Annotated in this window: 9 protein-coding genes; all 9 read right to left on the bottom strand. The window is 40.9% G+C overall.

Annotated elements, in window-relative coordinates; all coding sequences use genetic code 11:
* Positions 1 to 118 precede the first annotated feature (118 nt).
* On the bottom strand, positions 119 to 2,032 hold the full coding sequence (gene mnmG, locus HT698_RS06250) for a tRNA uridine-5-carboxymethylaminomethyl(34) synthesis enzyme MnmG (RefSeq protein ID WP_173219451.1): 1,914 nt from the start codon (positions 2,030 to 2,032) through the stop codon (positions 119 to 121).
* A gap of 9 nt (positions 2,033 to 2,041) precedes the next feature.
* Positions 2,042 to 2,497: an NUDIX hydrolase gene (locus HT698_RS06245; protein WP_173219448.1), complete on the bottom strand. Its 456-nt coding sequence runs from the start codon at positions 2,495 to 2,497 to the stop codon at positions 2,042 to 2,044.
* 141 nt (positions 2,498 to 2,638) lie between these two features.
* Positions 2,639 to 3,760 (bottom strand): tRNA 2-thiouridine(34) synthase MnmA, encoded by a 1,122-nt coding sequence (gene mnmA / locus HT698_RS06240; RefSeq protein WP_001282955.1) that lies wholly within the window; start codon positions 3,758 to 3,760, stop codon positions 2,639 to 2,641.
* Between the two features lie 155 nt (positions 3,761 to 3,915).
* Entirely contained in the window at positions 3,916 to 5,310 is a 1,395-nt protein-coding gene (gene argH, locus HT698_RS06235; protein ID WP_173219445.1) for an argininosuccinate lyase, read from the bottom strand.
* Between the two features lie 28 nt (positions 5,311 to 5,338).
* Complete coding sequence (locus tag HT698_RS06230) at positions 5,339 to 6,535, bottom strand: argininosuccinate synthase (protein WP_173219442.1); 1,197 nt, start codon at positions 6,533 to 6,535, stop codon at positions 5,339 to 5,341.
* A gap of 16 nt (positions 6,536 to 6,551) precedes the next feature.
* Positions 6,552 to 7,358, bottom strand: a complete 807-nt coding sequence (locus HT698_RS06225; protein ID WP_001038474.1) for an ABC transporter substrate-binding protein — start codon at positions 7,356 to 7,358, stop codon at positions 6,552 to 6,554.
* Between the two features lie 206 nt (positions 7,359 to 7,564).
* Positions 7,565 to 8,206 carry an ABC transporter ATP-binding protein gene (locus HT698_RS06220; RefSeq protein WP_173219439.1) on the bottom strand — a complete coding sequence of 214 codons (642 nt, stop codon included), beginning with the start codon at positions 8,204 to 8,206 and terminating at the stop codon, positions 7,565 to 7,567.
* On the bottom strand, positions 8,203 to 10,311 hold the full coding sequence (locus HT698_RS06215; RefSeq protein ID WP_173219436.1) for a bacteriocin-associated integral membrane family protein: 2,109 nt from the start codon (positions 10,309 to 10,311) through the stop codon (positions 8,203 to 8,205). Before HT698_RS06215 ends, HT698_RS06220 begins: the two co-directional genes overlap by 4 nt.
* A gap of 285 nt (positions 10,312 to 10,596) precedes the next feature.
* A complete protein-coding gene (locus HT698_RS06210) occupies positions 10,597 to 11,184 on the bottom strand; it encodes a hypothetical protein (RefSeq protein WP_112444496.1) in 588 nt (195 codons plus the stop codon).
* Positions 11,185 to 11,848 lie beyond the last annotated feature (664 nt).

Raw genomic sequence — 11,848 nt, 5'->3', positions numbered from 1 at the left:
ACTAGAAGGCTAGGCGAAAGCATAACTTGAGTTAGCTCCCATAGTTCGGGGAACTATGGGAGGCTGTAGATGAATCAAAGCCAAGCTTTGAACTCATTCGTAAGAAGCCGACGACGTATTATTTTGATTTTTGAAGAGTTTTAGAAATACTACGATTTTTACCTTCAAGATACACCATCAAAATAGAAATATCTGCTGGGTTTACTCCCGAAATACGGCTGGCTTGGCCGATGGTTTCTGGATTGATGAGTTTGAACTTCTGACGGGCTTCCGTTGCGATAGAATCAATGTCATCCCAGTCTATATTGGATGGAATGCGTTTTTCTTCCATGCGTTTCATCTTAGCAACCTGGTCCATGGCTTTTGAAATATAGCCTTCGTACTTGATTTCTGTTTCAATCAATTCGATAATCTTGTCATCCAATTCCTCTGCAGCTGGTCCGATGAAGGCCACCACATCTTGGTAAGAAACTTCTGGACGGCGAAGGAATTCCTTGGCTGTCACTGCATCGGTCAACGGCTTGAAGCCCATCTCCTCAACCTTGGCATTGGTTTCCTTGACTGGCTTGAGTTTGATGCTGTCTAAGCGTTTCATCTCATTATCAAATTGATTTTTCTTGATTTCAAAGCGAGCCCAGCGTTCATCATCCACAAGGCCAATCTCGCGTCCCATCTCAGTCAAACGCATATCGGCATTGTCATGGCGGAGAATGAGACGGTATTCAGCACGACTGGTCAATAGACGGTAGGGTTCAATGGTTCCCTTGGTCACCAAATCGTCAATCATGACCCCGATATAACCGTCACTGCGCTTCAAAATCAACTCAGGCTTGCCTTGGATTTTCAGAGCCGCATTGATACCTGCGATAATCCCTTGACCAGCAGCTTCTTCGTAACCTGACGTCCCATTTGTCTGACCAGCAGTGAAAAGTCCAGAGATTTTCTTGGTTTCCAAAGTCGCACGCAACTGGTGAGGCAAGACCATATCATACTCAATGGCATAACCTGTCCGCATCATCTCTGCATTTTCCAAACCTTTGATAGAATGAACCAAGTCACGCTGGACATCCTCAGGCAGACTGGTTGAAAGTCCTTGAACATAGACTTCCTCAGTATTGCGCCCTTCTGGCTCAAGGAATAGTTGGTGACGTTCCTTGTCCGCAAAGCGCACAATCTTGTCTTCAATCGACGGACAGTAACGAGGCCCCACTCCCTTGACCACACCTGTAAACATAGGCGCACGGTGGAGGTTATTTTGGATAATCTCATGACTGGTACCATTGGTATAGGTCAACCAGCATGGCACTTGATCTTTGACATAATCCTCATCACGTGAAGTGTATGAGAAGTGATTAGGCGCTTCGTCTCCTGGCTGAATCTCTGTCACATCGTAGTTGATAGAAGAAGCCTTGACACGTGGAGGGGTTCCTGTCTTGAAACGACCAATTTCAAGTCCCAATTCCTTGAGATTGTCAGCTAGGTTAATAGAAGCTAGGCTATGGTTAGGACCTGACGAATACTTGAGGTCTCCGATGATGATTTCCCCACGGAGAGCAGTCCCTGTCGTCACAATAACAGCCTTGGCAGCATACTCTTGGTGAGTAGCTGTACGGACACCGACAACCTTACCATCTTCAACCAAAATCTCATCAATCATGGTCTGACGAAGGGTCAGATTTTCTTGATTTTCAACCGTCTTGCGCATTTCCTTAGAGTAAAGCTCCTTGTCAGCCTGCGCACGAAGGGCACGGACAGCTGGCCCCTTCCCTGTATTAAGCATCTTCATCTGGATGTAAGTCTTGTCAATGGTTTTGGCCATCTCGCCACCGAGGGCATCAACTTCACGCACGACAATCCCCTTGGCAGAACCACCGATAGAGGGGTTACAAGGCATGAAAGCCAGCATTTCAATGTTGATAGTCGCAAGTAAGACCCTACAACCCATACGGCTAGCGGCCAAGGAAGCCTCGACCCCAGCATGTCCCGCACCGATTACAATAATATCGTATTCTTCAGTAAAATTATAAGTCATGTTTCTCTCCTATTCCTCAAGATGAATGTGTCTTAGTTGGTCGTCCCAATCTGGCAGGGCTGTTTTTAGAAAGGCTGGAACTAGATTGATACCCTTAAGCTTGTCTAAGTCAATCCACTCACAGGGCTTCGTTTTTTCGTCTTCCTGCATGGTCAATGGAGCATCTTCAAGCAAGTCCACCAGATAATGAAACTCGATATTGTGATAAGAAACACCGTCCTGTTCAAAACGATTTTCAACTACGAAAGCTAGCTGTCCAGCTTGAGCTTTGACTCCCAGTTCTTCTCTTACTTCACGGACTACCGCTTCTTCCGTTCTTTCATTGACTTGAATCGCACCGCCAATAGTGTAATACTTACCCTTATCTTTGGTAACTAGGAGCTTGCCATTTTGGAGAATCAAGGCTGTCGCTCGAACACCAAAAACCGTATTGTCCACTTTTGTCCGAAAGTCTTGTTGAGTCATTCTTGTCCTTTCCCTTAAAACGACACAAAAACAGTCAAAACTCCAAAGAAGTGCAGGACAAAAAAGCCTGCAACATCCATGAGCTTTGACCATCATTTCTATTGCTTTTATTATTGTAGCAAATTGAGAAAATTTGTCAATCTAAATGTACTGACAAACTTGTCCATCGCGGTAGGCATTGTCAATCAAACCACCACCTAGACACTCTTCACCATCGTAAAAGACAACTGCCTGTCCTGGTGTGATCGCGCGTTGCGGTTCCGCAAAGATAACTTCTGCCTTATCTCCTTTAACATGTACTGTCACCTTAGAGTCAGGCTGACGGTAGCGGAATTTAGCTGTACATTCGAGCGTAAATTCCTCTGGCATGTTACGAGTAAAGTGGACTTGACTGGCCTCTAGGCTTGTTGACATGAGCGAGTCATGGTAGAATCCTTGTCCGACATAGAGGATATTCTTGCTTAGGTCTTTTCCGACAACGAACCACGGTGCATTGTCACCGCCGTGTTGGCCTCCAATACCGAGTCCGCCACGCTGACCGATTGTATAATACATCAGACCTGCATGCTCGCCCATATCGCGACCATCCACAGTCATCATGCGACCAGGCTGAGCTGGCAGATAGTTGCTGAGAAAGTTTTTAAAGTTCTTTTCTCCGATAAAGCAAATCCCTGTCGAGTCTTTCTTCTTAGCAGTCGCAAGTCCTGCTTCTTCAGCTAGTCTGCGAACTTCAGGCTTTTCCAAATGTCCCAAGGGGAACATGGTTTTTTGGAGTTGTTTTTGCGAAAGTTGACTGAGGAAATAGGTCTGGTCCTTCCCATTGTCCACGCCACGAAGCATGTGAACTGTCCCGTCCTCATCACGCGCCACTCGGGCATAGTGCCCAGTCGCTACATAGTCTGCACCCAAGGTCATGGCATAGTCCAAAAAGGCCTTGAACTTGATTTCCTTGTTGCACATCACATCTGGATTTGGCGTGCGTCCTGCACGGTATTCCGCTAGGAAATACTCAAAGACGCGGTCCCAGTACTCTTTTTCAAAATTGACAGAGTAGTAAGGAATGCCGATCTGGTCTGCCACCGCAGCCACATCCTTGTAATCTTCGGTCGCCGTACAGACGCCGTTTTCATCTGTGTCATCCCAGTTCTTCATGAAGATACCGATCACATCGTAGCCCTGCTCCTTGAGAAGAAGAGCCGTCACCGACGAATCAACACCACCACTCATCCCCACAACAACACGTGTTTTAGAGTTATCACTCATGGTAAGTCTCCCATCTATTCGTTTATTCACGATTGAAGGTCGTGTGTGCTTCACGATTGAAGGTCGCTTGAGCAGTATTCATTATAACACGCTTGGTTGGAGAAGACAAGGAAGAGGCTGTCAATCGACCAACCTCTTATTCTGAACCTATCAATCTAGCACTTTTTAGCTTCATTCGCTTTCTTAGCGACTGCAATCTGGTATTTCACTTGGTCAAATCCTGTACCTCCCAAGGAATTTCGTCTTTGAACAGCAGTTTTAGGTTGCAAGTAGACATAAATATCCTCGGCAATGAGGGAATGATAGGTTTGTAATTCCTCCAAAGTCCAATCTTGAATATTTTTAGCAGACTTGATAGAGTCTAGCACTAATCTTCCTACAACCTCATGAGCTTCTCTAAATGGCAAGCCTTTCCCTGCCAAATAATCTGCCAACTCAGTCGCATTTGAAAAGTCCTTCTCTGTCGATTCTTGCATTTTTTCCTTGTTTACCTGCAAACTAGATAACATACCGGCCAACACATCCAGAGAATTTAAAATCGTTTCGACCGTGTCAAACATTCCTTCCTTATCCTCTTGCAAATCCTTATTATAAGCTAAAGGCAAGGACTTCATGACTGTCAATAGTCCAAACAGATTCCCATAAACTCTACCAGTCTTTCCTCGAATCAACTCAGCCATATCTGGATTTTTCTTTTGGGGCATAATAGAGGAACCTGTTGTAAACGTATCTGACAAGGTAATGAATTGGTACTCAAAGCTACACCAATTGATCATTTCTTCACAAAAACGGCTCATATGCATCATGAGTATGCTGGCATTTGATAGAAATTCTAAGATAAAATCGCGGTCACTAACAGCATCCAAAGAATTTGTATAAGGTTGCTTAAACTCTAACAAATCGCTAGAAAATTGACGATCAATGGGGAAAGTCGTTCCTGCCAAAGCTGCCGCACCTAGAGGGCATAGGTCTGTATGCTGCTGGTTAAATTCAAAACGTTCACTGTCTCTCTGAAACATATTGTAGTAAGCCATCAGGTGGTGGGCAAAACTAATAGGCTGGGCATGTTGCAGATGTGTATAGCCCGGCATGATCGTCTCTACATGATTTTCCGCCAAGTCTAATAAAACACCCTTGAGATGAGCCAGTTTATCTAGGACATGGCCTAGTTGCTCCTTGAGATACAAGTGCATATCTGTCGCAACTTGGTCATTTCGAGAACGAGCTGTATGTAACTTCCCTGCAAGGGGACCGATTTTTTCTGTCAGCAACACTTCCATATTCATATGAATATCTTCGTTTGCAATATCAAAGTCAAGTTGGCCTGACTCTAGCTCTTCTAGGAGCTCTTTCAACCCTGCTTGAATCTTTTTTGACTCCTTCAAACTCAAAATGCCCGTCTGACCCAACATCTGAACGTGGGCTAAGGAACCAATCACATCAAATTTAGCTAATTTCTGGTCAAAAGATATACTCGCACCAAAGCGCTCTACCCAGTCTTCGACAGTACCTTCAAAGCGACCACCCCATAATTTTGTATTCTTAGCCATATCACATCCACCTCTCTAGTCAATCGCCCTATTTGGCGCTTTTTTGAACCTCAGAATGAACCTTAGTTGGAAGTCCCCACAACTTAATAAAGCCAACAGCTGCATCTTGGTCAAAGGTATCTGCACTAGTATACGTCGCCAAATTTTCATCGTAAAGTGAATTTGGTGATTTCCGAGCCACGACCTGAGCACTTCCCTTATACAGTTTAACTTTTGCAGTCCCATTGACAACTTTTTGAGTCTCTTTAATATAAGCAATCAAGGCTTGTGTAGCCGGACTAAACCACAAAGCATTATAAATGAGATTTGATAATTCATTTTCTATGATTGGTTTAAAATGAGCCACTTCTCTCACAAGCGTCAAGTCCTCAATTTCCTTATGAGCTGTCAGCAGGGTCACTGCACCTGGACACTCATAGATTTCTCTTGATTTAATCCCAACCAAACGATTTTCCACGTGGTCAATCCGTCCAACCCCATGTTTTCCAGCTATTTCATTGAGTTTTTGAATCAAATCTGCCAATTTTAACCCTTCTCCATTAAGGGAAACAGGGACACCTTCACTAAACTCAATATCAATGTATTCTGGCGTATCTGGAGCTTGCTCTGGAGAAGTTGTGATGCCAAAGGCTTCTTCTGGAGCCTGATTCCATGGATTTTCCAAAATACCACACTCATTGGCACGTCCCCAAAGATTTTGATCGACAGAGTAGGGATTGTCAAGGTCAGCAGGAACAGGCACCCCATTTTCCTTGGCATAATGAATTTCTTCCTCCCGAGACCATTTCCATTCACGAACTGGCGCAATCACTTTTAAATTGGGATCCAAGGCTGCAATCGATACTTCAAAACGTACTTGGTCATTCCCCTTACCTGTACAACCATGGGCAATTGTAGTCGCTCCTGTCTGATGCGCTATTTCAACCAATTTTTTAGAAATAAGAGGGCGGCTCAAGGCAGATACCAAGGGGTACTTTTGTTCATAATAGGCATGTGACTGGAGAGCTACTAGCACATAATCTGTAGCAAATTCGTCCTTGACATCAATGACATAAGATTCGACTGCCCCAACCTTAAGAGCCTTATCATGGATGAAATCTAAGTCTTTCCCTTCACCCACATCCATACAAACTGCAACAACATCATAGTCTTTCTTCAGCCAGGTAATAGCAACTGATGTGTCCAAACCGCCAGAATAGGCCAAAATTACTTTTTCTTTACTCATGTTCTTTTCCTTCTTTCTATTTTTCAATGGACGCTTTAAAGGCATCCTCAATGAGTTTGTCTAATTCTCCAGACTCCTTCAACTTTTGAATGGTTTTATCGACTGCCTCTTTTAATTCCTTGCTATCTTTTTTCATGGCGACCGCGTAGGAATCATCTTGCTCTTTTTCAAAATTGAGGTCTGCGATTGCTAAATCAGGATTATTTTCCACAAATCCCTTGGCAACTGGTTCTTCAAAGATAACGGCATCCACTTGTCCTGATTTTAAATCTGTAATTAAATTCCCATTTTTAGGCAGAGATACGAGGGATGAATTTTGTAGCAAATCTTTCGCCATCGTTTCTTGAATCGAACCTTTCTGCGCTCCAACCTTTTTCTGCGCCAAGTCATTTACAGACTGATAAGTGGCCAAGTCAGATTTTTTGACAATGAGCTTATTTTTTGCAGTATAGTAGGGAGTTGAAAAATCGAACACCTTGCTCCGTTCATCTGTCTTAGAAACACCAGATATGGCAAGATCGGCTTTTCCTGATTGAACACTAGCCAGTACATTGTCAAAACTCATGGGAGATAGTTCCAATTCGACACCTAGTTCTGTTGCGATAGCCTTGGCTAATTCGATATCTGAACCCACAATCTGATTTTTCCCATCAACCACTTTTTGGTATTCAAATGGAGCAAAATCTGGATTAAGGGCTACAACCAATTTTCCTTTGGACTTGATGGCTTCAATTCCAGCCGATTGATTGTTACTACAAGCAAATAGTAGGGGGAGCATCACTAAACCAAACATCGTCATCAACACCTTCTTCATCTTATTCATAACAAAGCCTCCTTTATGTTTATTCTTTTTTGTTGTATAAATAATACTCCTATACTCATCCTTTGTCAAGCCTAAATTGAAAAAATTTTCAATTTGAAACAAAAAAACCTAGAAATACTACATAAAAATGTCATTTCTAGGTGTATTTATGCTATTTCTCTCTGGGAAACATGAGTATTCAGCCAGTCAAAATGAGCTGAATGAACTCATTTCCCTTCGCCCAATTCAATGATTCGATGACATTGTTGGGCTACATAAGCATCGTGGGTCACAATAATAACTGTTTTCCCTTCTCGATTCATCTCTAAGAGAAACTTCAAGACCAAATCTCTATTTTCAGGATCCAGAGAACCTGTTGGTTCATCGGCTAAAATCAGCTGGCTGGGTTTTAAGATGGCTCTAGCAACTGCAATTCGTTGTTGTTCGCCACCAGACAACTCGGAGACCTTTTGGTGCAAAGTAGCTGACAAACCTACTCTCTCTAAAATCTCTTCCACCTTTTTGAGTTTGTCTTTCTTAGACAATTTCACATATTTCAGCGCCAGCATGAGATTGTACTCGACCGTTTCATCATCAATCAGGGCAAAATTTTGAAATAGATAAGAGATATGTTCACGGATTATTGTTTGTGACTTGGCAGAATTGACCGCTAGATTTGTCTGACCAAAAATCTCATACCGTCCGCTATAATCACCATCTATCAAACCTAATAAATTTAACAAGGTTGACTTACCACTACCACTTTTTCCAACGATGGCAACCAAATCTCCCTGATCAATCCTGAGAGATAAGTGATCCAAAATCACTTTTCCCCCAATGGTTTTGGTAATATTTTTCAACTCAATCATAAGATGCCCCCTTTCAATAACTCTACTAGACTTCTTTTCTCCATCCTAGAAGCCAAGCCTAGCACAAATAGTATATCCAGACATGTAAAGCCTGCAAACAGCAGAAATGGCAAGAACGCATGGGCAAAGAAAATCAAGACTAGAAGAGGCAGACTATAGCCCAGCAAGAGCAGAACGAGGAGAGGACGGTAGCGATCGACCAGTTTCCACCCCATAAACTTCTTGGTGATAATATCCCTGCGCTTCAACAAGAAAGTAGTAACGAGTAAAAAGTAGGAGACAATCATACTGAGAAGAGCAAATAAGGCAAAAAGAACGTTAAAATTACGAACAGAATCCCGATAGGTATCAACTATCCCCTCTTGAATGGCTTGAATAGATGAAAATTTTAAATAATTTCCATCTGACAATTTCTCAACTAACTCTGTAATCTCTTTTTGATGTTGAACCGTATTTTCAATTTTAATCGGATTATTTAAGCCAGTTGTTGACAGGGAGGCTTTCTCATCCCACATCATATCAGAATCATTGACCAAGCTAATAATTGGATTGGAGAGATTTTCCTTTCGCTTATCACTATATGGGAAAAATGACCAATCTCCTTCATAATAGGCAATCTCGACATCCATCTCCTCTATCGTTCGTTTTTGCTGCTCTTCATACTTCATCGAATGAAAGGCAATTAACTTCCCCAAGAGCTGATTTTTATCTTCTTCACCTTTCGTACTTGCTGGCATCAAAATAACTTTTTTAATACCGGTATCTGGTAGCTTGAATCCCTTGCTCTTTAGAAAATTGCGATTGGCATAGTAAACATCCACCGTATCTGTTAACTGATATTGCTGAATCTGTTCTGATTGGACAAAATTTTTTACAGGAAGACTGCTACTCTGCACATAGCCCGCCTGCGTTTTTTCTACCAAATCCTGATAAAATCGATAGAAATAATCTGTAGATTTCCCTGACCCTGCTAGCTCTTCTTGCCACAGATTATCATTGAGTTTGAAGGTTTCTAAGGTCAGGTAATTACCTTGACTTACCCACTGTTGCTGATAAGCCAATTCTTTGTTTTCTTGTTCTAAACTTCTGCCCACCCCAATCAGTAAGGCCGTCAGTAAAATAGTTGTCCCTATTTTCATCACATAATTGAAGATGAGACCAAGTTTGACAGATGAAAAACCCTTCAACATGGAGCTGACTGTCATTTTCTGAATCATCAGGTAGGTCAGCCAACTGATGAACAAATACAACTGTAAAAGCAGAAATTGGGATAAGAGTAAACTTGGGAACAGAAGTTTTGGTCTGTAGTCCAGCACTAAAAATAGTCCCAAGTCAATGATAAGACTTCCACCCAAGAGAAGATAAAAATTAGTCTTTACAAAACCAGCTAAAATCGCTCTACTTTGGAAACCAAGTAACTTTTGAACCCCCACTCGTTTCATCTCCATCATCGGCTGATAAACTGTCATTAAAATCACAAGCAAGATTGCCAAGATAAAGATAATGATAGATAGTAACAACTCTTGATTTAGCACTCCAACCTGACTTCGGTAAGTGGGTTCTAACAAAATCGTCTTATCTATCTGGAAAAAATCACTCCACTTTTGTAGAATGGTATCACGATCTATCTCTTTGCTGGAGGTAATCATGTAACGTCCATTTACAGTATGGGATTTATCCTCAATATAGGATTGGAAGGTCTGGAGTCGAATGAGTTTCACCTTTAAAAAGGTGGGAATGGTTCCTAGATTATTGGGAAGGTCCTGGTTGCTGTAGACTCCCTTCTCATTCTTTGAAAAATCAAGAGAAGTCAGACCGAACTCCTGATAGGGGAAGGTTTCCTTATTAAAAACACCAGCCTTGACGGCCTCATCGCCATTATCTACTTTGATAATAGAGACCTTGTCTTGACTTGCAACCTCTTCAAAAAACTGGAGAATCGTTTCTGTCGGTTTAGTGACATCTTTCAAGTACAAGTCAAATGAATAAGTTGTCTTGCCCATCTCCTGAATCCGCACTATTTCTCGTGTAACATTTACATTCAGGACAAAAAACGTAGTACACAGCAAGAGCAGGAGCATACAGAGATGACTGATTTTTTTCATAGAGATACCTCCTGTGAAGAGACGAAAGCGAGATAGGTGCAGGTACTTTTTATTTTTTACTAAATTTTAAGTAGGTGTAAATAAATCCTGCACTTATAGCCAGAGTTGTCCACCATTTAAAATCAATATGCAAAAGTGAAAAGATTATAAAACTGATGATTAGCGAGGCTAAAAGATAGACAATGATTAAAATTTTATTTTTCATAGGAATTGCCTTTCTGAATGGATTCTAGTGTTTACAGCTCATTTGTAAAGTTTACAATAAACAACTAGGGCAATTGTCAATCAGAATGTTCTTTTATCTGTCAATAATCCTAGAAAATCTTGTCGTTTCAAGTCGGAGAAATGTTTGGTAGAAAGACTTCCTTTTTGAAGTCCATCATCTCTAACCTGCAAATAATAGCTATGTTGGCTTGTTTTAATTGTCAAAAAATCGCCAAATATAAAAACTCTTTTCCAGTTGCGAATCTCAAATTCTTTCATCTCTGATTTTGGAATGCGGATAAGTCCTTGTCGCAAATCACGATGGTGCTCACTTGTGAAAGTCATCCCATTCCCAAGATTTCTTATCAGTAGTTCATCTGGAGTCACCATCACCAGCGCTATTTTAGTTAAGAAAATTTCAACTGTTGGTGGTAAAATCGCCAAATTAAACCAGGGATGTAGGTAGCGATAGGCTAAGAAATAATGAGGCTCCTCACCCAATCCTAGTTGTTTATATAAGGCCTTGACCTCACTATCTAACCTCGCTTCAAAAGACACATCCGAATGCGCTTCTTCCTTCTTCTGATTAAAATAACGCATCCAGACTAGGAAACCTATAAAGACTAGGACAAATATTCCTGATAAAAGATATTTTAAATTGTAGTTCATTACTTAACCTCCTGATTCACGACTTAATCTAATCAACATAGGGTAGAGACGACTTATATTATAGTATATTGAGGTTAGAACAAGACGAGTCTGGGACAAAAAGATTTTGATTTTACGAATTCTTTATTATAAGTTTTTAAAATCGATAGATTAGACAAAAAAACGAACAAAATAGAATTATGAGTGCCATATAACTTGTTTTTGTTCGCTTTTTATATTTAAGGTTAGACTTTTGTCCCAGACTCAAATATCTTAATTACGTTGTCTCTTCCTAATTCAATCTACTATAAAATACTTTTCCTACTATATGCGAACTAAGTCCCCTAACAAGAGATAGCATTTAATGCTACTCCTGCTACAACAACAGCTACATTAAATTTAGCTAATTGAGATGAGGTAAATTTAGATTATTAACTTTAGTAAACAAGAAAAATTCTTATTTTTTCTTTTTATCATTGAAAAAATAAAAAATAAAATTTTCAATCATCAGTGTTACAATAACAAGTCCAATTAAATCAGTTAATTTTATCCTCATCCAAAACCAAATAATGTAGGCTAAAACAGTACAAACCGTTACTGTATATTTTATTGTTTTAAATATCTTTCTACCTCCAGTCTATCGGTTATTCTATTCAATCTCTATAAGACCAATTTCAAAATATAA

Source organism: Streptococcus sp. 3109 (genome assembly GCF_013276905.1).
Taxonomy (GTDB): domain Bacteria; phylum Bacillota; class Bacilli; order Lactobacillales; family Streptococcaceae; genus Streptococcus.
Note: the sequence above shows the minus strand (reverse complement) of the source record. Positions and strands in the feature narration are given on the sequence as shown.

Excerpts from the sequence above, each read along its gene's own strand:
- mnmG (WP_173219451.1), bottom strand. The coding sequence starts at position 2,032 with ATGACTTATAATTTTACTGAAGAATACGATATTATTGTAATCGGTGCG.
- HT698_RS06245 (WP_173219448.1), bottom strand. The coding sequence starts at position 2,497 with ATGACTCAACAAGACTTTCGGACAAAAGTGGACAATACGGTTTTTGGT.
- mnmA (WP_001282955.1), bottom strand. The coding sequence starts at position 3,760 with ATGAGTGATAACTCTAAAACACGTGTTGTTGTGGGGATGAGTGGTGGT.
- argH (WP_173219445.1), bottom strand. The coding sequence starts at position 5,310 with ATGGCTAAGAATACAAAATTATGGGGTGGTCGCTTTGAAGGTACTGTC.
- HT698_RS06230 (WP_173219442.1), bottom strand. The coding sequence starts at position 6,535 with ATGAGTAAAGAAAAAGTAATTTTGGCCTATTCTGGCGGTTTGGACACA.
- HT698_RS06225 (WP_001038474.1), bottom strand. The coding sequence starts at position 7,358 with ATGAATAAGATGAAGAAGGTGTTGATGACGATGTTTGGTTTAGTGATG.
- HT698_RS06220 (WP_173219439.1), bottom strand. The coding sequence starts at position 8,206 with ATGATTGAGTTGAAAAATATTACCAAAACCATTGGGGGAAAAGTGATT.
- HT698_RS06215 (WP_173219436.1), bottom strand. The coding sequence starts at position 10,311 with ATGAAAAAAATCAGTCATCTCTGTATGCTCCTGCTCTTGCTGTGTACT.
- HT698_RS06210 (WP_112444496.1), bottom strand. The coding sequence starts at position 11,184 with ATGAACTACAATTTAAAATATCTTTTATCAGGAATATTTGTCCTAGTC.